Source organism: Sphingomonas desiccabilis (assembly GCF_004135605.1).
Classification (GTDB): Bacteria; Pseudomonadota; Alphaproteobacteria; order Sphingomonadales; family Sphingomonadaceae; genus Sphingomonas; species Sphingomonas desiccabilis.
In genome coordinates this window covers 1,525,490-1,548,864 of the sequence record NZ_SDPT01000001.1, presented here as the reverse complement: position 1 = coordinate 1,548,864, position 23,375 = coordinate 1,525,490, and the positions used below count along the sequence as shown (strand labels likewise).

The window sequence follows — 23,375 nt, the reverse complement described above, 5'->3', positions numbered from 1 at the left end:
GGAACTCAGCCGGGCCGGTTCTTGCCCAGGTACCACGACAGGTTCGCCGGCCCGCGCGAGCGGGCGTGCTGCGGGTTTAGCAGGTCATAGACGACCGCATTCTCCAGCACGCGCTGCACGTAATTGCGGGTCTCGGTATAGGGGATCGATTCCACCCAATCGAGCGTGTCCACGGCACCCGTACGAGGATCGCCGAAGGCGCCGAGCCACTTGTTCACATTGCCCGGCCCGGCGTTGTACGCCGCCACCGCCAGCGGGTAGCTGCCGCCGTAATAGTCGAGCATCCGCTGGAAATAGCTCGATCCCAGCTGGATGTTGTAGCCGGTGTCGCTGGTGAGCGAATCGCTGCTGTAGCTCAGCCCCAGCTTGGTCGCCGCCTCGCGCGCGGTGCCGGGCATCAACTGCATCAACCCGCGCGCGCCGGCATGGCTTACCGCGGCGCGATCGAACTGGCTTTCCTGCCGCGCGATCGCGTGGATCATGGTGAAGTTGCTCTGCTGCGTCGCAGGCACCGGCACCGAGGGATACCCCGCGACCGTATAGTCGCTGTGGCCGTTCATCAGCGCGCTGCGCCCGACCATCACCCCCAGGTCGGGTCGGCCGATCCTCTTGGAGAGCTCGGCAGCGAGCGCATGATCGGTGTCGCTGGTAGCGGCATTGGCGATCTGGCGCACGAACAGCGTCTGGTCCTGGTAGGCGCCGGTGCGGCCGAGATACTGCACCGCCTGCACCACTTCGCGGCCATAGAATGCCTGCCGCGTCGCCGGATCCGGCACCACCGCTGCCGTGGCCGAGGGTGCCCGCAGCGGGCGGCCAAGCCGCTCCAGCGCGAGCTGGCCATAGTAGACGTCGGACAGCGCCGCCGCGCTTTCGTACCAGCGGTTCGCGGTCACCGTGTCGCCGGCGGCCTCGGCTGCGCGTGCCGCCCAGTAGAAGCCTTTGGCGCGAGTGGTCGGCGTACGCGATCCGTTGCCGTAGCGGCTGAACATGCCGACGGCGTCTGCCGGGCGGCCGAGGTTCTTGAGCGCGATACGCCCGGCGAGCCAGGCCAGGCTCGTATAGTCGTCCCGCTCGCCATAGGGCTTGTCCGAAACGTCGGTGCCGGCGGGATAGGCGTCGTCGATCTGGCGGGCGATGTCGAACGCCATCGCATATTGCCGGTCGTTCGCGGCGCCGCTCGCGTTCGCGAGCAGCACTTCGTACCATTTCTCCACATTGCCCGGCAGCGCCGAGAGCGTACGCGGCTGTGCGAGATAGGCGCGTGCGGCGGGGCTCTGCCCGGAATTGCGCAGCCAGGTGGCGCGATCCGCGATGAAGCCCGGATCGTTGCGATCGGCCCCTGTCACCATGCCGGCCAGCATCGACGCGTCGGGCGCATTGGTGCGGAAGGCGAGCCGAGCGCGGAACAGCGCCTGCTTGGCGGGCGAGACATAGGGAAGTTCGCGCGCGGCCGCAGTGGTCGAGTTCGCCCATAGCAGCCGGTCGAGCCGCGCTTCGCGATCCGCCGGGGTCAGTGCGCTGGAGAAGCCGCTGGTCAGCCGCGCCTCGTCGGACGCGCGGAGCACGCCGCTTCGCCAGGCGGCGCGGGCCGCCTCCCGCGCTGCATCCACGCGGCCCGTCGCCATCAGCGCCTCGGCATGGCGGAGGCGTCCGGCTGCGGTCAGCGGTGGGAAACGCTCGAAGAAACGGGTCGTCAGCGACGGATCGCCCGCACCCGGCGCCGTCTCCGCTGCTGCGCGGCGGCTTGTCTCGCCCGGCCAGCCCGGATGGGCGAGCAGGAAGCGAGCATAGTCGGTGAAGGGCAGGTTGTCCGACTGCTGCAGCCGCTTCCACTCGGCGAGCGGCGCGGCGATCGGATCGCTCGGCACCACTGGCTGCATGACCGGCTGCACCATCTGCTGGCTCGCGGGATACTGGCCGGGAAGCTGCTGGGGCAGGGGCAGGGCCTGGCCGTAGAGGAACGACGCGGCGCGGTGCTGGATGGGGCCGGAGGCGACCGACGCGCCGGTCACTCCCGCCGCGATCAGCCCGCCCTTCAAGATGTGCGAAAGCAAGGGGGTGAGCATGCTGGACATGATATGGAAGGCGGCCCTATGTCGCCAGCCAATTCTTCCTCATCTGTTGCTTGGAGCCTCCCCGCCCATGTTCTCCGGCTCGATCCCGGCCCTGGTCACCCCGTTCACGGACGGTGCGTTCGACGAGGCAGCCTTCCGCGCGCACATCGACTGGCAGATCGAAAGCGGCTCCACCGCCCTGGTGCCCTGCGGCACCACCGGCGAAGCGGCGACGATGACCATTGCCGAGCACAATCACGTGGTCCGCGTCTGCATCGACCAGGCAGCGGGGCGCGTGCCGGTGATCGCCGGTTGCGGGTCGAACGACACGGCGGTGGCGCTGGAGCATGTGCGCGCGGCGAAGGGTGCCGGCGCCGCGGCGGCGCTGCTCGTGCCGCCCTATTACAACCGCCCGAACCAGGAGGGCGTGTTCCGCCACTTCGAGGTGCTGGCGCGCGACGGCGGGCTGCCGATCGTCCTCTACAATGTGCCGGGCCGCACCGTGACCGACATTGCGGTCGAGACGATGGCGCGGATCGTGACCGCGTTCCCCGAAGTCGTCGTGGGCCTCAAGGATGCGACCGGCGCCATCCAGCGCGTCTCCGCCCAGCGTGCCGCCTGCGGACCGGACTTCTGCCAGCTGTCGGGCAACGACGACATGGCGCTCGCCTTCATGGCGATGGGCGGGCGTGGGTGCATCTCGGTCACCGCGAACGTGGCGCCGGCGCTCTGCGCGGAATTCCAGGACGCGTGCCTGGCAGGGGACTATGGCCGTGCGCTCACCCTTCAGGACCAGCTCTATCCGCTGCACGCGGCGCTGTTCAGCGATGCATCGCCCGGCCCGGTCAAGTACGCGCTCAACCGCCTGCGGCCCGGCTTTTCCGCCGAGATGCGCCTGCCGATGACGCCCCCGTCCGAGGCCAGCCGCAAGGCCGTGGATGCGGCCTTGGCCCACGCGGGGCTCATCCAGTAACGATCGGGCGCACGACCCGCTTTCAGACGGGGCACTTCCAAGCTACTGTTCCGGGCGGAGAAAGGCGGCATGACGCCGTCTTCTCCTGGAGCCCGCAGGGATGTCCAGATTGCAGCGCGCGACGGCCTATGCATGCCGTATTGAGGCGGGGGCATTCTTCGACACGCTCGACGAGTGCGAAGACGCGGTCCTGATCACCGAGGCGGCGCTTGCAGTGCCGGGTCCGCGTATCGTCTACGTCAATGCCGCGCTGGAGCGGCTATGCGGCTATTCGCGCGCGGAGCTGATCGGAAACACGCCCCGCCTGCTGCAGGGCTATGACACGGACCGGGAGGAACTGGAGCGGCTCCGGCGCGAACTGGAGAGCCAGGGCTGCTTCGAAGGCGAGGTCATGAACTACGACAAACGCCGCCAGGAATATGTGCTCGGATGGACCGTCGTACCCATCCGCGACACCGCCGGCGCGGTGCGCAATTGGCTTTCGCTTCAAATCGACGTGCTTCGGGAGAGTGCGGGCATGCGGGCGCAACCACCCGCCGCCTGAGCGGGCAGCCTATTCCGCCGCCTCGTCCACCCGCGGCGGCACCACCTCGATGCGGTCACGGCCCAGCCGCTTGGCGCGGAACAGAGCCCGGTCGGCTTCTCCGATAAGCGTGTCCGTCGAGCGCTCATCGGCAGCATTCCAGACGTCGACGCCGAACGACATGGTCACGGGCCCGAGCCGCTGACCCCGGAATTCGATCGTCATCTCGCGCACTGCGCGACGAAGCTCGTCCACCCGGCGGCAGATCAGCTCCAGCGACGCACCTGGGGCGATCACCGTGAACTCCTCACCGCCATAGCGGCACACAATGTCGCCATGCCGGAAGTGCGACTGGATCTGGCCGGCCACCTCGCGCAGCAGCGCGTCGCCGGCCTCGTGTCCATGCGTGTCGTTGAAGCGCTTGAAATGGTCGACGTCCGCCATGACGACGGCCAGCGGCGCGCCCGTCCGCTGCGCGCGCGCGGCCTCGATCTGCATGGCTTCTTCGAGGTACCGCCGGTTGAAGAGGCGGGTGAGGGGATCGCGGATCGACTGTTCGCGGAGGCGGGCGCGCAGGTTCTCGTTCACCAGCGCGAGCGCCACATTCTCCATCAGCAGTTCGAGCCGGAAGCGGTCCTCCGGGCTCGACAGGCCCTCTACGTAGATCAGGCCCAGGACCTCACCGCCCGCGATCACCGGCTCGCACAGGCGTTCGACCGGGACACTTCCACCGGCGTGCACGCAGACGATGTCGGCTCCCGGCCGCACGACCTCGTGCGACTGGCCGCGCCGCAGCGCCCAACATTGGTCGGGCAGGAACGTCTCCGGATTGGCGTAGGGCTCGCCCCAGCGCGAAATGCGAACGAGCAGGTTGTGCGAGTGGTTGAGCACGTAGAGCGCGCCGGCCACGTCCGGCAGCACCTGCGGCAGGAAACAGTCCAGCACGGTCGTGAGCTCGCCCTCGTCGCGGATCGCCTGCAGCCTCCGCGCCATCCCGCTCAGAAGCTCGATCGACTTCTGCCTGGTCTCCAGGGCCCGGCTGCGCTGGACCAGTTCGGCGTTGGCGCGGGCGAGCTGCGCCTCCGCCATGTTGGACTGCTCGATGGCGGTTGCCAGCTGCTCCGCCATGACGTTGTGCGCGTGGGCGAGTTCGCGGAATTCGACGCCGCCCGCCACCCGCGCGCGGGCATCCCGGTCCCCTGCACCGAAGCGATTCACGGCTTCGAGTAGGTTCTCGAGCGGCCGGGTCATTCCCGTGCGGATCTGCCAGGCGAGCAGCGTGATCAACAATGCGAGCAGAGGGCAGCCCACGAACAGGAGGACGCGCACCACTTCGTAGCTCTGATTCGCTGCCTCGGTCCGGTGGAGGAGGAGACGGCGTTCGTCGTCCCGCATCGCCACGGTGATGGCGTTGATCTGCTCCATCAGCGATCGGCCGCGCTCCCGCGCGACCGGATTTGTCGCCTGGATTGCCCCCACCTTCCGGCCACGCTGCACCGCCCGGGTCATGACCAGCGCCTTGTCGGAGGCGAGCGTCCGGAGCGCCTCGGCTCGTCGCAACTGCTGCGGATTGTCCTGCACGAGCTCGATCACCGCTTCGCGAAGCGCGGCCGCACGGGCGATGTTGTCGTCGAAGTTTGCCAAGTAAGAGGCATCGTCGGTCATCAGGTAACCGCGAAGCCCGGACTCGGCTTGGCCGAGATTGGCTTGCAGCGAGTTCAGGCTGATGATGACTCGTTGCGAGTGGCCGACCCAATTGAACGCGGCGCGGGACTCGTAGCTGCTGTGAAGGAGCAAGCCGCCGAGCGACAGGGTGGCGACGGCGCAGAGCGCCATGACTGCATAGATGCGGGCGCTCAGGGAGGCGAGGAGCTTCATGCGCGCACCTCGCTGGACCGGGGCGACGCTTGGTGCCGCATCCAATCCTCGAATTGCGAGGCCGGCATGGGCCGACCGAACAGATATCCCTGGCCGCTCCGGCAGCCGCTGGTACGGACCAACTCCCACTGCGCCTCGTCTTCAATCCCTTCTGCGAGCACATCCAGGCCGAGCCCCGCCCCGAGGGTCGCGATCGCAGCCACGATCAGGGCATCGGGGCCATCATTCTTGATGTCCTGTACGAAGCTGCGATCCACCTTCAGCCGGTTCAGCGGGCAGGCCTTGAGCATGCTCAACGCCGCATAGCCGGTGCCGAAATCATCGAACGCGACGCGGACTCCCTGAGCATGCAGCGACACCAATGCCTCAAGCGTGGCGGCATCGTTCCGAAGCATGATCTTTTCGGTGACCTCCAGTTCCAGCCCGGCCGGGCTGAGGCCGGTGCGGTCCAGGATCGCCCGGACCTCGCCTGCCAGGTCGCGGCCGCGAAACTGTGCCTCGAACAGGTTCACGCCCATCCGGAACCGCGGCTCGCGCCGGCGCCATCCGACGGCCTGGGAGCAGGCAGTCTCCAGCACCCAGGTGCCGACATCCACCGCCAGCGGCCCGTGCTCGATCTGGTCGAGGAACTCGCCCGGGATCAGCAGGCCGCGTTCCGGGTGGTTCCAGCGGATCAACGCTTCGGCACCGATCAGGCTTCCGTCCACCAGATCCACCTGCGGCTGGTAGAACAGCTCGAACTCCCCCCGGGCGAGCGCCTGGGCCAGCGTCTCGCCGGACTCCCCTTCCTCCAGGGGCTCGTGCTTCAGGGTTTCCCCATAGACCCGGCGGGTCCGTCGTCCCTCGCGGCGGGCATCCTGCAGCGCAACGCCGGCGGCGGCCATCAGTGCGTCGGTAGTGTCGGCATGCTTGGGAAAGCAGGCGATGCCCACCTGGGCGCGGAGACGCAGCCGCTGCTTGCCGATTTCGACAGGAGCAATCAGCGACCCCAGGATACGATCCGCCACCACCAATGCCGCGGAGCGAGGCTCCCCGGCTTCCGCCGGACGCAGGATCGCGAACTCGTCCTCGTCCAGTCGCGTCACCGTGTCGGCCGGCGAGACGCTTTCGACGAGCCGGCGCGCGACCTTCTGCAGCGCGAGGTCGCGACTTCCGGGCGATGCCGCCGGGTCCAGGTGATGAAGCCCCTCCAGGCCTACGTGCAGCAGATGGATCTGCTCGCCCCGCGCAAGATGTTCGGTGATCCGTTCCATCAGCACGACCCGGTTGGGCAGGCCCGTCAGCGTGTCGCGATTGGCGGCGTGGAAGGCCAGATCGTCGCTCCGCCGCCGGGATTCGATGCTGCGCACCACGACGTCCTGCCCGCTGGGGCTGGCATGGAGCAGCACCTCCACCGGGAACAGCGATCCATCTCGCCCTCGCGCATCCCCGTCCACCCGCTCGTCGGGCCGCGCGGACGTATCCGGCTGGTTCCGGAGCGAAGGAAGAAATTCGACCAGGTCGCGCCCCATCGCCTCGGAAGCGGGGACGCCGAACAGGCGCACCGCCGCCTCGTTCCAGAAGGCGACCTGCCCCTTCGCATTGGTAGAGGCGACGGCGTCGGGAGAAGCGCCCGCAGCCTGGCGGAAGCGGTGCGGGCCACCGGCCCGCGCGTGCGCCAGCCGCAGTTCCTCCAGCCTCTGCGCGGCCTGTACGCCCAGGGCCCGCAGCGCCTGCCGATCGCGCGCCGAGAATCCGCTGCGGGGCCGCCGGTCGATCACGCACAGGGTGCCGACGACATGGCCGGATGGGGAACGGAGAGGCGCGCCCGCGTAGAAGCGCACATGGGGCGGACCGAGAACGAGCGGGTTGCCCGAGAAGCGCGGGTCCAGCGTGGCGTCCGGCACGATGAGCAGGTCGTCGCTGTCCAGCGCATGCGAGCAGAAGGAGATATCGCGGGGGGTGCCGCTTTCCTGGAGGCCCAGGACGGCCACGAACATCTGGTCGGTCTCGCGCACGAGGGTGACCAGTGCGACGGGGGCTTCGAACCTGCGCGCTGCCAGGCCGGCGATTTCCTGCAGACGCGCATCCGTCTTGGGGTCGCTCAGGCCGTATTCCGCAACCGCAGCCAGCCGCGCCCCTTCGTCTACACTAATCTTCGCTCGTCTCACACGCACACCCCAACAAGGTGCCCCATCGGTACGCGGGAATAGTTAAGAACTGAGTACACCGCTCTGAAATGGGTCGGATGGCACAGGGTTCCTGACGGGCCAACTCTGCACGACCCGCGCCGCAACGAAGAAATCGGTGTGCTCCGTGGCAAAACCCTGGCAGGGCCGCTAAGAAATATTCTTCGTTAACTATCTTGCCGTAGGTGCCGAGCTGAACAAGGGGACAGCCATGCGGCAGGACGCGAAAACGCTGCTCGATCGACTGGATCGGCATTATCTCGAATATCAGGACTTCACGGCCGTCGCCGAGGAAATCGAGCTGTGGCCGCTGTTTCAGACGCTGCTTCGTGATCCCCGAATCGTCGGGAACCGCGACCAGTCCGAGCCGGTGCAGGCCGCTGCCGACCGCGCGCAGCCCGAAGCCCAGGAAGCCGCGCCCGCCGCCTTGCGCACTCCTTCCGCCGAGGCCGAGGCCCGTCCGACCGCCGGCCTGTTCGGTCGATATGGCCGTGCAGCGGCACCGGCCCCGAAGCCGCCGGAACCGCCCCGCGAGCCCGACCTCCGCAACTTCCTCCATGAGCTCGGGAAAGGCCGCGCATGACCATGATCCTGATGCGCTCGCCCAAGGGCGGTGTGGGCACCACGTTCTTGACGGCCCGGCTGGCGATCGCCCTGGCGGGGCGGGGGCATGATGTTTCGGCCGTGGACTGCACCACCCAGGAGGCGCTGAAGCTCTATTTCGGCCTGTCGCCTGCGCAGACGCTGGAAATGCTGGACGCCGACGCGACACCGGATGCCATCGCCGGCGTCGAGCTGTTCCAGGCATATCCTGAGCAGGACGTGGAACACGTGGCTGACCAGCTGCTCGCCCGTTGCGCGAAGGGGAAGGTCTGCCTCGTCGACCTCGGCACGGCGGGCGCGCAGCTGCGCGACCGCCTGCTGCCGCATGCCGCATTGGAGATCTGCACGTTGGCGCCGTCGCCGCTGGCGCTGGCCTCGCTGACCAAGGTCGATGCCTTGACCTCGGTCCTGTCGCTCACGCGCACCGCCTTTGTCCTCAATCAGATGGACGATCGCCGCCGCCTGTCGAATGACATCCACAAGCTGGTTCGCACGCTGCTGGGGGATCAGCTGCTCGGCACGGTGCGTCGCGACGAGGCGGTGATGGAGGCGCTGGCTGCCATGAAGCCGCTCGCCACCTTCGCGCCGGCCAGTGCGGCCCTCACGGATGTCGAGAAGCTGACGGAGACGGTGATCGCGCGCTGCGGCCTCACGCCCGGCGGGCGCTTGCAGGACGCCGCTGCATGAGCCAAGGGGCGGCGATGACGGAGCCCGCCTCGCGGATGTCGCGCGTGGCGCGTGTGCTGATTGCCGTTCCCGTTCTGGTGGCGGTGATCGGGGTGCTTCTGATTCCGCTCGACTTCCGCACGCAATGGATCTTCGCCGGCACCACCATCATCGGGGCGCTGCTGATCGGGCGCAACAAGTCGCGGCGGGGCACGCTTGCGATTGCGGCGCTCTCGTTGCTGATGTCGACGCGCTACCTGATCTGGCGGACGACGACGACGCTGGAGTTCGACTCGATTCCGGAGATGCTGCTGGGCACCGGGCTCTACCTGGCCGAGGTCTATGCCTGGGTGATCCTGGTGCTCGGCTTCCTCCAGACCAGCTGGCCGCTCGATCGGCCGGTGATCGAGATCGAGGGGACGCCCGACACCTGGCCGATGGTCGACCTCTACATCCCGACCTACAACGAGAGCCTCGAGATCGTCCGCAACACCGCCTATGCGGCGATGGACATGGACTATCCGCGGGACCGCTTCCGGGTGTTCATCCTGGACGATGGTCGCCGGCCGGAGTTCCGGGCGATGGCCCGGCAGGTCGGCTGCGGCTATCTGACCCGCACCGACAATCTCCACGCCAAGGCGGGCAACATGAACGCCGCGCTCCGCAAGACGGAGGGCGAGCTGATCGCGATCTTCGACTGCGACCACGTGCCGACCCGCGCCTTCCTGCAGCTGACGGTCGGCTGGTTCCAGAAGGATGCCAAGCTCGCGCTGTTGCAGACGCCGCACCACTTCTATTCGCCCGACCCCGTGCAGCGAAACCTGGCCGGCGCCGCCGACATGCCGGGGGAGGGGGACCTCTTCTACGGCGCGGTGCAGCGCGGCAACGATCTGTGGAACGCGACCTTCTTCTGCGGCTCGTGCGCGATCATCCGCCGCGAGGCACTGATGCAGACCAATGGCTTCGCCGGCGAGACGGTGACCGAGGACGCGCACACCGCGCTCAAGCTGCAGCGCATGGGCTGGAACACCGCCTACATCGGCGCGCGCCTGTCGGCCGGCCTCGCGACCGAGCGGCTGGTCCTCCACATCGGCCAGCGCATCCGCTGGGCGCGCGGCATGACGCAGATCATGCGCATCGACAATCCGTTGTTCGGCCCCGGCCTGAAGTGGCAGCAGCGGCTTTGCTACATCAACGCGATGCTGCATTTCCAGTTTCCGTTGCCGCGGATCGTGTTCCTGACCTCGCCGCTGGCCTATCTGCTTGCCGGCGCGAACATCATCCACGCCTCGGCCGGGCTGATCTTTGCCTATGCCGCGCCGCACCTGTTCCTGGCGATGCAGTCCAGCGAGCGCATCCAGGGCGGCGAGCGCCGTCCGTTCTGGGGCGAGATCTACGAGACCCTGCTTGCCTTCCACCTCGTCAAGCCGACGGTCTACACGCTGTTCCGCCCGCACGAGGGCAAGTTCAACGTGACGGACAAGGGCAGCCTGCTCGACCGCACCTATTTCGATTTCGCCACGGTCAAGCCGCACCTGATCACTATCGGCCTGCTGCTCTTCGGCATCGCCTTCGGCTTCGCGCGGCGGCTGCTGTTCCCGGGCGAGTTCGACGTGCAGCTGGACACGCTGTTCCTCAACACCGCCTGGGCGCTGTTCAGCGTGGTCATTCTGCTTGCGGCCGTGTCGGTCGCGCGCGAGCGGCGCCAGACGCGCCAGCACATCCGGCTACCGGTGAAGCTGCCGGTGACTGTGTACCTCGACGATGGCTACGTACTCGACGGGACAACCAATGACGTGTCGCTGGGCGGTCTGTCGCTCACGCTTCCTGAAGGCGTATCGCTGACAGGGCGAACGGTGACTGACGTTGCCCTGCCGATGGGAGACGACATGCTGACACTGCCGGTGGAGACGATGCGAACCCGTGGATCGAATGCGTTTCTTCGTTTTCCCGAGCTGTCGCCCGACCGGGTCCGCCTGCTGGTGCGTTCGGTGATGGGCCGCGCGGATGCCTGGCAGCCCGAGGGGCCGCACCCGACCGTCTCCGGCTTCCGTTCGCTCGCGCATATCACCGCGATCGGCGTCGGCACGCTGGGCAACATCTTCCGGCGGGAGCCCAAGAACATGGCGGCCGGTACCCCGGCGCCGATCAAGGCTGCTGCCGCGTTGGCGCTTGCCGTGGTCGGTGCGGCGATGCTGCCTCCGGAAGTTGCCCGGGCACAGGTGGCGCCGGAGACCGCCGAGGCGGCTGTCGCTCCCGCTGCCGACGGCACGGCGCGCCAGATCCGCCTGACGCTGCGCGACCTGCAGCAGCGCCAGCCGATCCGTCTGGGGAGCACCCATGGCGAGATCGGCATTCCGTTCGGCGTGCGCTCCGACGCGGTCGTCACCGCAGCGACGATGACACTGACTTTCGCCTATTCGCCCGCGCTGCTCGGCGACCTCAGCCAGATGGTGGTGCTGGTCAACGGTGAGACGGTCCGCACCATTCCGCTGGTGCGCGAGGCTGCAGGCGGGACCCAGCTGACGTTCGCGGTGGATCCGGCGCTTTTCCTGCCGGGGGAGAACCGCCTCAACCTGCGGTTCCTGGGCCATTACGCCCGCGACTGCGAGGACCCGTTCCACAGCTCGCTGTGGGCGAACATCAGCAACACGCGCACCTATCTGGATCTCTCCGTCCAGCCGCTGCCGCTCAACCCCAATCTCTCGCGCTGGCCGGCGCCGTTCGTCGATCGCGCCGATCCCCGTGCGCTCAACCTGCCGTTCGTGTTCCTGAGCACGCCGACGGCCGGTGAACTGGAGGCGGCCTCTGCGCTCGCTTCCTGGTTCGGCAGCCTTGCCAGCTACCGCGGCTTTTCCTTCCCGCCACGGTACAATCAGCTGCCGCGCGGCAATGCCGTGCTGTTCCTGACCAACACGCGCCGGATGGGCAACTTCGGCGGCAACATCCAGGGGCCCTCGGCCTCCGTGGTCCGCAACCCGGCCGATCCATCTGGCACCCTGCTGCTGGTGATGGGACGCGACGACCGCGAACTGAAGCAGGCGGCTGCGGCCCTGGCGCTCAGCCGTGGGCTGGCCGGCGGAACGACCGCATCCTTTGCCGGCGTGCGCATCCCGTCGATGCCGCGCTACAGCGCGCCGCGCTGGCTGCGGACCGATCGCCCGGTGGAACTCGGCGAGTTCACTCAGGCCTATGCGCTTCAGGGGCAGGGACTGCCGCCGGGGCCGCTTACGACGTCCTTCCGCGTCGCGCCGGATCTGTTCTTCTGGCCGCGTCAGGGCGGCGACCTGCGGCTGCACTATCGCTACCCGGGGGCGCCGTGGCTCGACCGCCGCGCCTCGCGGCTCGATATCTCGATCAACAACCAGTATCTCGGTACGGAGCCGCTGCGCGGCGCCTCCTGGTGGCGGCGCCTGACGGGTGATGATGCGGCGGAATCCTACACGTCGACCGCCGACATCGTGCTGCCCGACTACAACCTGTTCGGGCAGAACCAGCTGATCCTCGACTACAACCTGATCGTCGCCGACAAGAAGCGCTGCGAAGGCACGCTTCCGGACAACGTCCGGGTCAGCATCCTGCCGGAAAGCACGATCGATCTCGGTCACGCCTATCACGCCATCCGCATGCCGGACCTCGCGACCTTTGCCGGTGCGGGCTATCCCTTCACCATTCGCCCGGACCTGGGCGAGACGGTGGTGATGGTCGGCGCCAATCCGGCCCCGGCGACGGTCGAGGCGCTGCTGGCGGTGATGGGGCGCCTCGGGGACTCTACCGGCGCCGCCGCCACGCAGGTGACGGTGATCACCGACGGCGCGGCTGACCGCGCGACCGGCAAGAACGTGCTCGTGGTCGGTGACATGAAGCTCGCCAGCGGCTCGCTCTTCGCGGACGCGCCGGTCCAGTATCAGAACGGCCGCCTGCAAGTGCGCAAGCGGAACGCGATCATGCGCGCGGTCCAGTTCGTCTCCCCCGATAGCCGTGACGCCGAGGAGTCGGTGGGGGAGGCGCTCTACAGCACCGACAACTTCAGCGGGATCGTGAGCTTCCAGTCGCCGTTCGACAGCGATCGCACCGTGGTGGCGCTGCTGGCGAACGATCCGTTGAACCTGCCCCAGATGGTTGCAGGCCTGGCCGACGTGAAGATCAACGCGGCGGTCCAGGGCGATCTCTCGATCTTCACGGGCGACGACATGGCCAGCTTCGCGGTCGGTGATCGCTACTGGGTCGGCGCGCTGCCCTTCTGGATGAAGGCGGCCTATTGGACCAGCCAGCGTCCCTGGCTGCTGGCGTTTGCCGGCATCCTGGCCGCGATCCTGTTGTCCTGGCCTGCCTATTTCCTGCTCAAGCGACAGGAGCGCAAGCGGCTCCAAGCGGTGGAAAAGTGATGCGAACCCGATCCTTGCAGTGGCTGCTGAGCGGCGCCGTCCTCGTCACGATGGCGCCCCCCGTGGCGGTCCAGGCGCAGGCGGATGCCGTGCCGGCACTGCTTCGCCAGGCGAAGTATTGGGAGGGTCGCGGTCGCCGCGACCTTGCCCTCCAGGCATATCGCCGCGTCCTCGCGATCGACCCCAACAATGCCACGGCGAAGCGCGGCGTGGCAGGTCCTGCGGCCTCCCCCGCACCGGCGCCTGCGCCTGCACCGGCCAAACCCCCCGCAGCACGTCCGCAGCCCAAGCCGCAGCAGCCTGCGGCGCGGCCCGCGCCGGCCGCTCCGGTTCCCGCCGCACCCGCCGCCCCGCGTCGTCCGGCAGCGCCCCCGCCATCCCGCGATGCCGGCGGCGATGCGCGCGCAGCCGGATTCGTCGCGCTCGACAACGGGAATCTCGATCGCGCGGAGACACTGTTCCGCAGCGCCCTCAAGCGTTCGCCGAACGACGGCGACGCGCTGGGCGGCCTCGGCCTCGTCGAACTGCGGCGCGAACGCTTTGCGGAAGCCCGCGATCTGCTTCAGCGCGCCTCGCGCCGCGGCAACGGCAGCCGCTGGGCGGAGGCGCTCCAGTCGGCGAGCTTCTTTGCGGATCTCCGCGCGGCACAGGCCGACTTCGACGCGGGGCGCGTCGCGGAGGCGCAGGCGACGGCCGAGCGCCTGTCGCGCAGCGACAATCCCGCCGCGCAGACCGCAACCGAGCTGCTTGCACGGATCTACCAGCAGCAGGGCCGCTATGCGGACGCCGCCAATCTCTACACCCAGGCCGCACGCGCGAGCGGGGGCGCCCAGGTAGGCGCACTGCGGGTAAGCGCGATCCGCGCCCAGGCACAGGCGGAGGTGGCCGCCGGCCGTCCAGGCCAGGCACAGCAGCTCTACGACCGGGCCATCTCGCTCGATCCGAACGATCCCTGGCTGCGCTACGACTATGCCCGGTTCCTGCGCGACCAGCGCCGGCCGATGGACGCGACCACGATCATCGGCCCGCTCGCCCAATCGGCGGCTCCGGAGTCGCTCTACGCCGCGGCGCTGTTCGCCCAGCAGTCCGGTCAACTGGGTGCGGCCGAGACGCTGATGGCGCGCATTCCGGAAGGGTCGCGCAGCGAGGAGATGAACGGCTTCGTGCTTGGCCTGCGCGCCGAGGCCGCGGTCACCCGCGCCCGCGCGCTGGGTGCGCAGGGGCAGCAGCAGACCGCCCTCCAGTCGCTCCGCCAGATCGCCGATATGCCCGGCCTCCCGGCGGCGCAGACGGCCACCATCGCGACTGCCCTCTTCGAATTGGGCGACACCCAGACCGCCTCGATGCTCGCGCAGCGCGCTGCGGGCATGCCCGTGGCGTCTGCCGAGGCCTATGACCCGATCGTTCGCGTCCTTGCGGCGACCGGCCAGGACATGGCGGCCGAGGAAGCGCTGTCGCGCGCGACCCAGCTCGCCGGCGGGACCGCGCAGGGGATGCAGACGGTGGCGACCCTGCGCTCTGCGATGGCCGTCGCGCGGGCCGACCGGCTGCGGCTGGCCGGCCAGTACGCGCCCGCCTTCGACGTGCTGCAGCAGGCCTGGGCATCGACGCCCGGCGACACGGACGTGCTCGCCTCGCTCGGCCGGCTCTACCAGACCGGCGGGCTGAACGCGCAGGCGGCGCAGACCTATCGCATGATCCTGGCCAAGGACCCGAACAATCGGGATGCGCTGATCGGCTTTGCCGAGACGGCGTCTTCGGCCGGCGAGCACGGCGCAGCGCGCGAGGCGGCCCGGCAGGCGATCCGCGCCGCGCCCGGCGACTATCGCACCTATCTTGCCGCGGCACGCGTCGAGCAGGCGCGCGGGGACGATGGTGCTGCGCGCAAATATCTCCAGCAGGCGCGCACCCTCTATGTGGGGCAGGCGGGTGCCGGCGGTGCCAACCCGTTTGCCGGCAACCCGTTCGCGCAGATGGCGCAGCCAACGGTCGCGACCAATCCCTTCGCTCCGGTCGCTTCGGGCAGCAATCCGTTCGCCTTCGGCTCGGGCGGTGTACAGACCGCGTCTGCGGCGCCGGTGGCCCTCGCCCCGGTCGGTGGCGCGCCCGGGTCGCCCTTCGCCACTTCGCCACGGTCCGACGGCTATGCCGCCCCCTACGCGGCGGGTGGCGCTGCGGCGGTACCACAGGGCTGGATGCCCGGCGCTCCCGGCTCGCCCGGCCCGGCACCCCAGATGGCCGCACAAGGCGGCGATCCGGTGCTCCAGGGCATCGAGGCCGACATGCGCCGGCTCGCCGCGAGCAGCGCACCTCGTGCGGAAGTCACCACCGGCTATCGGGATCGCTCGGGCGAAACCGGGCTCAGCTCGCTCAAGGAGCTGAGCGGCACTGCAAAGGTTTCGACCGGCTTTGCCGGCGGCCGCCTCGGCGTGCAGGCGCAGGCGGTCGTGCTCGACTCGGGCCGTCCAACTGGCTCCGGCCTTGCCCGCTTCGGGCGCAACGGCACCGCCGAAGCGCAAGGGATCGTCGCCCAGCAGCCGTCGCAGCTGACGCAGGCGGCTACCCAGCACGACGCCGGGGTCGCGGTGGCCGCCACCTACGAGGGCGATCTCGTCCAGGCGGACGTGGGCACCACGCCGCTGGGCTTCGCCAAGCGCCATGCTGCGGGCGGTGTCGCACTGACCCCGCGCTTCTCGCCGCAGGCGAGCGGGCGGATCTGGGCCGAGCGCCGGCCGGTGACGGACAGCATCGTCTCCTATGCCGGTACGATCGATCCGGTGACGGGGGATTTCTGGGGCTCGGTGATGCGGACCGGCGGCGGCGCTTCGCTGTCGTGGGATCGTGACGGCACCGGCGCCTATGTGGATGGCGCCTGGCACCATTATGACGGCACCGGCGTGCGCGACAACCACTCCATGCAGTTCAACGCCGGCGGCTACACGCGCGCCTACCGGGATACGCGTTCTTCGCTGACCGTCGGGATCAATGCGAACTACCAGACGTTCGGGAACAATCAGAACTACTTCAGCTACGGGCACGGCGGGTACTTCAGCCCGCAGAGCTTCTTCAGCGTGAGCTTCCCGGTGCGCTTCGCCATGAACACCGACCGTTTCGAGATCAGCGCCAACGCGGCGCCCGGCTACCAGAGCTACGACCAGGACGAGGCGCCGCTCTATCCGACCGATCCGGGCGCGCAGACGGTTCTGGAGCAGCTAAAGGCCCGGAATACCGACGTGCGGGCGCGCTATGACAGTCTCAGCGACACCGGCTTCGGCCTCGCCGCAGGTGCATCCGTCTACTACGGGCTCGCCGGCAGCACCCGCGTGGGTGGTGACATCAATGTTAACACTTTTGGCCAATACAACGAAGTTCGTACCTCGGTAGGTATCAAACAGACGTTGGGAGGCGACAAGTGAGCAAGCCGATGCTGATGCCTTGGCGGCTTGATGCGTCAGAAGCCGGGCTTCAGCCCCCGGTCATGCTCGCGTGCCACATGGTCGACGAGGCGTGGGAGGTGGCGGAGCCGGTGCAGGCGCAGGCCTTCTTCCGTGCCATTGGCGCCCGGATCGCGCGCGCCTATCCACTCAGCGAGGCGCATTCCAACGACGAGATCTTCGCCGCGATGAACGCCTTCTGGGCCGAAAGCGGTTGGGGCAGGGCGGTGCTGCGCTTCGCACGAGGAGGGCTGCAGATCGAGCATTCCGACTTGCCGCTGGCACCCTCCGGCATGGACGAGGGCCGCTGGCACGAGACGACGGTAGCGGTGCTCTCCGGCATCTACGATCACTGGCTCGGCCAACTCGGCGGCGGTGCGAGCATCCGCACGCGTGTCATCGGTTCAAGCGAACGGAGCGTGGAATTCTTCTATGGTGCTTGATCGACGTGCGCTGCTGCTCGGTGCCGGCAGCAGCTTCGTTGTCGCATGCTCGGGGCGCGCGGCGGACAATGGCCACGACACCGCCGGCAATGCAGCGGCACCGCGCAAGACGCCCTCGGTGACCGGCGGCAACCCCGCCCTGATCCCGTCGCTCTGGACCGGCTTCAAGGGCAGCTTCGTGCAGCCGGACGGCCGGGTGATCGACACCGGCAACAACGGCGTCAGCCACACGGAAGGGCAGGGGTATGCGCTCGTCCTTTCCGCCACGGCAGGCGACCGCGACGCCTTTGATCGCATCCTCGCCTGGACCGAGAAGACCCTGACGCGCAGCAGCGACCCGCTCTATTCCTGGCGCTACGATCCCAATGCCGCCCAGCCTGTCGGCGATCCGAACAACGCCACCGACGGCGACATGCTGATCGCCTGGGGGCTGATGATCGGTGCGGACCGTTGGCGCGAGCGCTTCCTGGCCGAGCGGGCCGCGGCCATCCGCAACGCGTTGCACGACACCATGCTGCGGCAGGTCGGCAACGACCTCTTCCTGGTTCCCGGCGGCACCGGCTTCGAGCAGCAGGGCCGGCTCACGCTCAACCCTTCCTATTACGTCTGGCCCGCGCTTGAACGCTTCCGGGCGGCGGACGGCGACAAGAAATGGGGCGCCGTCATCAAGGGGGGTGAGGCGCTGATCGCCCGCGCGCGGTTCGGCCAGCATGGGCTGCCCACCGACTGGGTGGACGTGGCGCCGGACGGCAGCATGTCGCCGACGCCGGGCCGCGACCCGCGGTTCGGCTTCGACGCGGTGCGCGTGCCGCTCTATCTTGCGATGGCCGGTCGCGGCGCCAAGGCGGACACGATCGCGCGCTTCTGGCGCGGTTTCGGTGCGGGGCCAATTCCCGCCTGGGTCGACGTCCGCACGGGGCAGACCGCGCCCTTCGCCCTCTCCAGCGGGGCAATGGTGGGCGTACGTCGCCTGCTGGGGCAGCCGCTGCCGGCGCCAACCCCGCAGGCCGATTACTACGCCAGCGTGCTGCAGGCGCTCGCCTATCTCTAGGCGGTAGCACCCGCGGTCGTTCGGGACTGCGGCGCGAGCTGCCGCGGTGCGCTGCTGCTCGCGATCGATCCGATCCTGGACATGGGAGGCCCTGCGATCGACGTCGCCGGGCAGGGGCTGGTGCGACCGTCATCGCCCGGCGCGCGGGCATGCTCGACCCGGTGCGCTACCACGCCGGCGACGCCGCGCACCCCTCCCGCGCCGGCGGCGTTTCCGCCTGACGGGCATAGCATTGGCCGCACGGCAAGGCCGTTCGGGCGCAGCTTGATTGTCCAGCTGCATAGTAGGATTATCTTCGAACCGGCTGGCAGGCGTGATAGTGAAAGGGTTCTTCTCGGAACCAGGAGAAGCGCGATGGCGAGTTCCTCTTCGAACGAAGCACTGCATCCGACCGTCCTGACGGTGCCGGGCCTGAACGGGTCCGGTCCCTCCCATTGGCAGACGCTGTGGGAGCAGAGCCGCCCGGATACGGTGCGGGTCGATCTCGGCATGTGGCACACCCCTCACCGCAACAGCTGGGTGACCAAGCTCGACCAGGCGATCCGCCGGGCGGAGGCGCCGGTGGTGCTGGTGGCGCACAGCCTGGGCTGCATCGCCGTCGCCTGGTGGGCGGAGCTTTCGCCGCAGCTGCCGGACGGGCCGGTGGTCGGCGCGCTGCTGGTCGCACCGGCGGACGTCGATCGGCCGGAGGCGCCCGCGGAGGTAAAGGGCTTTGCCTCGACGCCGCGCCTGCGGCTGCCGTTTCCCTCGATCGTGGTCGCGTCCCGGAACGACCCGTGGATCACGCTCGAGCGTGCGCGCGGTTTCGCCGCCGACTGGGGCAGCGAGTTCATCGATGCGGGCGCGCGCGGCCATCTGAACGCCGACAGCGGCCTCGGCGAGTGGCGCGCGGGACAGGAACTGCTCGACGGTGTCCTGCTTGAAAGCTTCGAGGCGGGGGGACATGGCACCGCCCCGGTGGAAGCACGCAGCCTTGTCGCGCGCGAGGTGCGGCGCCGCGCGGACTTCGGCGGCTTCGAAGCACGTCCGGCGTGAGGCCGGCATAGGGAAACAGGAAGGCGGCACGCGCAGGGGACCGCAGGCCGTCGCACGAAACAGGAAAGGGAGCTGCCTATGACCAGTCTGGCGACGTGGCGAGAGGATCTCTCCGTCATCACGCTTTCGGATCCGCAGGACCCGCTGCCTGCCTGGCAGAAGCTCGGGTGGCCCGCCGAAGGCGCGCGGCATCTGACTGGAGGCTTCGCGACGCGGTCCGATCGGGCGCGCTGGGCGGCCAAGCTCGACCGGGCAGTCACCGAGTCGGACCGGTCGGTGCTGCTGATCGCCAGCGGCCTCAGCTGCTTTGCCGTCGGCTGGTGGGCGAAACTCTCGCCCGCCAACTATGCCGCGCGGGTCGCGGGCGCGCTGCTGTTCGCGCCGGGCGAAGCGCGGGAGGATCTGCGGGGCCGCTTCGCTGCGCCCCGGATCGCGATGCCGTTTTCCTCGCTGGTGATCGGCGATGCGATCGACGAGAAGGATGCGGAGTTGCAGCGCATCGCTTCCGACTGGAGCAGCGGCCTCGTGCGCACCCGCGAGCGGACCGCGCCCGTCGGCGGCTCCTGGCGGCAAGCACAGCGCCTGTTCCGGCGCTTCACCACTGCGGTGGTCGAGCACGACGTGCAACGCGCGCGGGCACTTCGCGGGCTCGGCGCGAGCGAGTAGACGGCCGGCATCCGCTTCCCAGTCTCGCCGGTACCGCCTAGGATCTGCGTATCCGGCGGTTGGAGACCGGAGAAGCGGAGGAGATGCCGATGCAATGGATGCTGCTCGCGGTTCAGGCGGCGACGCTGGGGGCCACCAACTATGCCGTGGACGCGCCAATGGCGCCGCCCGCCGCCCCGGCCAGTTTCGCGGACGAATTCGCGGGCAAGAAAGTCGACCAAAGCATCTGGCGGTACGACACCTCCCGCAACGCCGCCGGCTGGTACAACAACGAGAAGCAATATTACGCGGCCGACCGGCCGGAAAATACCCGCGTCGAAGACGGCGTGCTCGTGATCGAGGCGCGGCGGGAGCCGCTCTCCAAGGCGAAGTTCCCCGATTGGGGAGGACAGGTCTATAGCTCCGCCAAGCTCGTGACCCGCCAGACGCTCGGCTATGGCTTCTACGAGGTGCGCGCGAAGCTCCCCTGCGGCCGCGGCGCCTGGCCCGCGATCTGGATGGTTCCGGAGGACGCCTCCTGGCCCGCCGGCGGCGAGATCGACATCATGGAGATGGTCGGCTGGGACCCCAACGTCATCCACGCGACCCTGCACAGCGGCGCCTTCAACCATCGGCTCGGCACGCAGCGCGGCGCCCAGAAGCAAGTGGCGACGGCCTGCACCGCCTTTCACAACTACCAGCTGGATTGGAGGCCGGATTCGATCACCATCGGCGTCGACGGCCGCGCCTATATGCGGGTCGCGAACGATCAGCCGGGTGGCAAGGCGGCATGGCCGTTCACACGACCCTATCCGCTGATCCTGAACCTGGCGGTGGGCGGCGACTGGGGTGGCGCAAAGGGGATCGACGACGCCAGTCTCCCGCAGCGGATGTCGGTCGACTACGTCCGCTATTGGAAGCACGGCGACTGATCGCATCGCGGCTGGACAGCGGCGCGCCGCCGCCGCTATCCGCCCGCGATGCCCATCATTGCTACGATCATGAACACCACCACCGGTCAGCCCATCCAGCGCATGACCTTCGGCCGCATGCCCAAGCCCTGGGCCTCGTTCAACCTGGAGAGCGGCGAGCTCGTCACCGCCGACCGCGTCGAGGTCGGCAAGCCCGCGCCGGGCAAGGTGGTGGTGCCGGTGTCGGTGTGGGTCACGCCGAAGAAGTCCGACTGAACGAAGACGAGCCACCGCGGGGTTCGCCCTTCTCTGTACCCCGGCGCAGGCCGGGGCGTAGTTGGGAAAGCCTCCGAAGCGTGCGCGACGTCGCCGAATCCGTCGTCGCTGGGCCCCGGCCTGCGCCGGAGTACGAGGAAGAGGGAAGGGCGCTTACTCCGCCGCGTGGCGGTCGGTCGCGCGGATCAGCTGGTCCAGGATTCCCGGCTCGCTCCACGCGTGGCCCGCACCCTCGACCAGCCGGAAGTCCGCCTCCGGCCATGCCTTGTGCAGCGCCCAGGCAGTGCGTGGCGGGCAGACGATATCGTAGCGCCCGTGTACGATCGTGCCCGGGATGCTGCGCAGGCGATGCGCGTCGCGGATCAGCTGGTCCGGCTCCAGCCAGCCATGGTGCATGAAATAGTGGTTCTCGATCCGCGCGAAGGCGAGCGCGAAGTGCGGGTCCTCGAAACCGGCGCTTAGTTTCGGATCAGGTAGCAGCGCGATCGTGCGTCCCTCCCACAGGCTCCACGCCTTGGCCGCTTCGATCTGCGCCTCTGCATCGTCACCCACCAGCCGTCGGCGGTACGCGCCCCGCATGTTCCCGCGCTCGGCTTCCGGGATCGGCGCCTGGAATGCTTCCCAATAGTCCGGGAACACCTCGGAAGCGCCGAACTCATAGTACCAGTGCAGTTCGCGCTCGGTCAGCGTGAAGATGCCGCGGAGCACCAACTCACTCACCCGCTCCGGATGCGTCTCGGCGTAGGCGAGCGCGAGCGTCGAGCCCCAGGAGCCGCCGAACACCAGCCAGCGGTCCACGCCAACCTGGCGGCGCAGCCGCTCGATGTCGGCGACCAGATGCCAGGTGGTGTTCGCCTCCAGCGAAGCGTGCGGGGTCGAGCGCCCGCAGCCCCGCTGGTCGAACAGCAGCACGTCATAGCGCGCCGGGTCGAACAGCCGGCGGACGTCGGCGGAAATGCCGCCGCCCGGGCCACCGTGCAGGAACACCGCGGGCTTGGCGCCCGGCGTGCCGCACCGTTCGTAATAGACGCGGTGGCCGTCACCGACGTCGAGCATGCCGCTCTCATAGGGTTCGATCGGCGGGTAGAGGCTGCGCAGCGGTTCGGTCATGCCCCGTTCTTGCAGTCGCCTGGCCGCGCCGTCCAGCGGCGTGCACATCGCACCGTCGAGTACCTTTCCCTGCGCGACGCGAGCGCCTATGTCCGGCCTCCCATGGCCCGACCCAGACCCGCCACCTTCGACAAGCGCAAGACCGTCGCCGAGAACCGGCGCGCACGCTTCGACTATTTCATCGAGACCACCTACGAGGCGGGCATCGCGCTCACCGGTACCGAGGTGAAGTCGCTGCGCTTCGGTGAGGGCTCGATTGCCGAGAGCTATGCCGAGGTGAAGGACGAGGAGGTGTGGCTGGTCAACGCCAACATCCCCGAGTTCAGCCACGGCAACCGCTACAATCACGAGCCCAAGCGCCCGCGCAAGCTGCTGCTCAACATGCGCGAGATCAACAAGATGCACGGCGCCGTCGCGCGCGAGGGCATGACGCTGGTTCCGCTGTCGATCTACTTCAACAGCCGCGGCCGCGCGAAGGTCGAGCTCGCGCTCGCCAAGGGCAAGAAGGCGCACGACAAGCGCGACACCATCAAGGAACGCGACTGGAAGCGCGAGCAGCAGCGGCTGCTGCGCGATCGCGGCTGACGCGCTTGCGCGACAAGCAGCTCGGCGTCCGCATCCTGCGGTGGGCGGCGGCGAACATGCCGACGCGCGAAAGCATGGGGGAGAACCGCTGGCTTCGCCCGGTGGCGCATCGCGTGCTTGCTCCCGAGCTTTGGCGCTTCACGCGGCGCTCGGTCCCGCGCGGCGTCGCGCTTGGCATGGTGACGGGCATTCTGATCCCGATGGGCCAGATCCCGGCCTCCGCCGTGCTGGCGCTGCCGCTTCGGGCAAACATCCCGGCCGCGGCGCTCACCACCTTCTTCACCAATCCGATCACCACGCCGCCGCTATGGGTCGCAGCCTATTGGGTCGGCGCCTGGCTGCTGCGGTTCGACGCGCAGGTGCCCGGCCGTCCGCTTGCCACCCACGCGCAGGTCGATGTCGGCTGGCTCGACTGGCTGCTGGTCGATGCGGGCCCCGCGACGCTCGTCGGGCTGCTGTTCTTCTCCCTGGTGGGGGCGCTGCTCGGCTATTTCGGCAGCGCGTTCGGGTGGCGTTTGTGGATCGGGCGCAAATGGCGTCGCCGGCATCGCCGTTCCGCACAGCATGAGGATACGTCTTTGAATTGACGGGTGATCCCCGCCCACTAAGACAGCCGCATTCCACCCAGTGTG

At 68.8% G+C, this 23,375-nt stretch carries 18 protein-coding genes; 14 read left to right on the top strand and 4 right to left on the bottom strand.

What is annotated here, in order from left to right:
- Nucleotides 1–5: 5 nt before the first annotated feature.
- Nucleotides 6–2,075, bottom strand: a complete 2,070-nt coding sequence (locus tag EO081_RS07250; RefSeq protein WP_129341175.1) for a lytic transglycosylase domain-containing protein — start codon at nucleotides 2,073–2,075, stop codon at nucleotides 6–8.
- Nucleotides 2,076–2,142: 67 nt separating this feature from the next.
- Between EO081_RS07250 and dapA the strand changes: the two genes are divergently transcribed.
- Both dapA and EO081_RS07240 read left to right on the top strand, forming a co-directional pair.
- Nucleotides 2,143–3,027 (top strand): 4-hydroxy-tetrahydrodipicolinate synthase, encoded by an 885-nt coding sequence (dapA, locus tag EO081_RS07245; protein ID WP_129341174.1) that lies wholly within the window; start codon nucleotides 2,143–2,145, stop codon nucleotides 3,025–3,027.
- Nucleotides 3,028–3,127: 100 nt separating this feature from the next.
- Nucleotides 3,128–3,571 carry a PAS domain-containing protein gene (locus EO081_RS07240; RefSeq protein ID WP_129341173.1) on the top strand — a complete coding sequence of 148 codons (444 nt, stop codon included), beginning with the start codon at nucleotides 3,128–3,130 and terminating at the stop codon, nucleotides 3,569–3,571.
- A gap of 9 nt (nucleotides 3,572–3,580) precedes the next feature.
- Here the strand turns inward: EO081_RS07240 and EO081_RS07235 are convergent, their stop codons facing one another.
- Together EO081_RS07235 and EO081_RS07230 are read right to left on the bottom strand one after the other, a co-directional pair.
- A complete protein-coding gene (locus EO081_RS07235; protein ID WP_129341172.1) occupies nucleotides 3,581–5,428 on the bottom strand; it encodes a sensor domain-containing diguanylate cyclase in 1,848 nt (615 codons plus the stop codon).
- Nucleotides 5,425–7,578, bottom strand: a complete 2,154-nt coding sequence (locus EO081_RS07230; protein WP_165284532.1) for a putative bifunctional diguanylate cyclase/phosphodiesterase — start codon at nucleotides 7,576–7,578, stop codon at nucleotides 5,425–5,427. Before EO081_RS07230 ends, EO081_RS07235 begins: the two co-directional genes overlap by 4 nt.
- Before the next feature lie 229 nt (nucleotides 7,579–7,807).
- Between EO081_RS07230 and EO081_RS07225 the strand changes: the two genes are divergently transcribed.
- The 10 genes from EO081_RS07225 (at nucleotide 7,808) to EO081_RS07180 (ending at nucleotide 21,048) form a co-directional block, all read left to right on the top strand.
- A complete protein-coding gene (locus EO081_RS07225; protein ID WP_129341170.1) occupies nucleotides 7,808–8,179 on the top strand; it encodes a hypothetical protein in 372 nt (123 codons plus the stop codon).
- Entirely contained in the window at nucleotides 8,176–8,886 is a 711-nt protein-coding gene (locus tag EO081_RS07220) for a cellulose synthase operon protein YhjQ/BcsQ (protein ID WP_129341169.1), read from the top strand. Before EO081_RS07225 ends, EO081_RS07220 begins: the two co-directional genes overlap by 4 nt.
- Nucleotides 8,887–8,900: 14 nt before the next feature.
- Nucleotides 8,901–13,253, top strand: coding sequence for a UDP-forming cellulose synthase catalytic subunit (gene bcsA, locus EO081_RS07215; RefSeq protein WP_129341168.1), 4,353 nt, complete (start codon nucleotides 8,901–8,903; stop codon nucleotides 13,251–13,253).
- Complete coding sequence (locus EO081_RS07210) at nucleotides 13,253–16,669, top strand: cellulose biosynthesis protein BcsC (protein ID WP_129341167.1); 3,417 nt, start codon at nucleotides 13,253–13,255, stop codon at nucleotides 16,667–16,669. The genes bcsA and EO081_RS07210 overlap by 1 nt, the downstream gene beginning before the upstream one ends.
- Nucleotides 16,666–17,130 (top strand): cellulose biosynthesis protein BcsD, encoded by a 465-nt coding sequence (gene bcsD / locus EO081_RS07205; protein WP_129341166.1) that lies wholly within the window; start codon nucleotides 16,666–16,668, stop codon nucleotides 17,128–17,130. The genes EO081_RS07210 and bcsD overlap by 4 nt, the downstream gene beginning before the upstream one ends.
- Nucleotides 17,120–18,181 (top strand): family 8 glycosyl hydrolase, encoded by a 1,062-nt coding sequence (locus EO081_RS07200; protein ID WP_129341165.1) that lies wholly within the window; start codon nucleotides 17,120–17,122, stop codon nucleotides 18,179–18,181. The genes bcsD and EO081_RS07200 overlap by 11 nt, the downstream gene beginning before the upstream one ends.
- Before the next feature lie 354 nt (nucleotides 18,182–18,535).
- Nucleotides 18,536–19,216: an RBBP9/YdeN family alpha/beta hydrolase gene (locus tag EO081_RS07195; protein ID WP_129341164.1), complete on the top strand. Its 681-nt coding sequence runs from the start codon at nucleotides 18,536–18,538 to the stop codon at nucleotides 19,214–19,216.
- A 78-nt stretch (nucleotides 19,217–19,294) separates the two neighbouring features.
- Nucleotides 19,295–19,882, top strand: a complete 588-nt coding sequence (locus EO081_RS07190) for an alpha/beta hydrolase (RefSeq protein ID WP_129341163.1) — start codon at nucleotides 19,295–19,297, stop codon at nucleotides 19,880–19,882.
- 89 nt (nucleotides 19,883–19,971) lie between these two features.
- Nucleotides 19,972–20,793 carry a glycoside hydrolase family 16 protein gene (locus EO081_RS07185; RefSeq protein WP_240697571.1) on the top strand — a complete coding sequence of 274 codons (822 nt, stop codon included), beginning with the start codon at nucleotides 19,972–19,974 and terminating at the stop codon, nucleotides 20,791–20,793.
- A gap of 48 nt (nucleotides 20,794–20,841) precedes the next feature.
- On the top strand, nucleotides 20,842–21,048 hold the full coding sequence (locus EO081_RS07180) for a hypothetical protein (RefSeq protein ID WP_129341161.1): 207 nt from the start codon (nucleotides 20,842–20,844) through the stop codon (nucleotides 21,046–21,048).
- A 153-nt stretch (nucleotides 21,049–21,201) separates the two neighbouring features.
- Here the strand turns inward: EO081_RS07180 and pip are convergent, their stop codons facing one another.
- Nucleotides 21,202–22,158 (bottom strand): prolyl aminopeptidase, encoded by a 957-nt coding sequence (pip, locus tag EO081_RS07175; RefSeq protein WP_129341160.1) that lies wholly within the window; start codon nucleotides 22,156–22,158, stop codon nucleotides 21,202–21,204.
- A gap of 102 nt (nucleotides 22,159–22,260) precedes the next feature.
- On the opposite strand from pip, the gene smpB reads away from it, so the two are divergent.
- Entirely contained in the window at nucleotides 22,261–22,743 is a 483-nt protein-coding gene (gene smpB / locus EO081_RS07170) for an SsrA-binding protein SmpB (protein WP_129341159.1), read from the top strand.
- A 56-nt stretch (nucleotides 22,744–22,799) separates the two neighbouring features.
- Nucleotides 22,800–23,330 carry a DUF2062 domain-containing protein gene (locus EO081_RS07165; RefSeq protein ID WP_129341487.1) on the top strand — a complete coding sequence of 177 codons (531 nt, stop codon included), beginning with the start codon at nucleotides 22,800–22,802 and terminating at the stop codon, nucleotides 23,328–23,330.
- Nucleotides 23,331–23,375 lie beyond the last annotated feature (45 nt).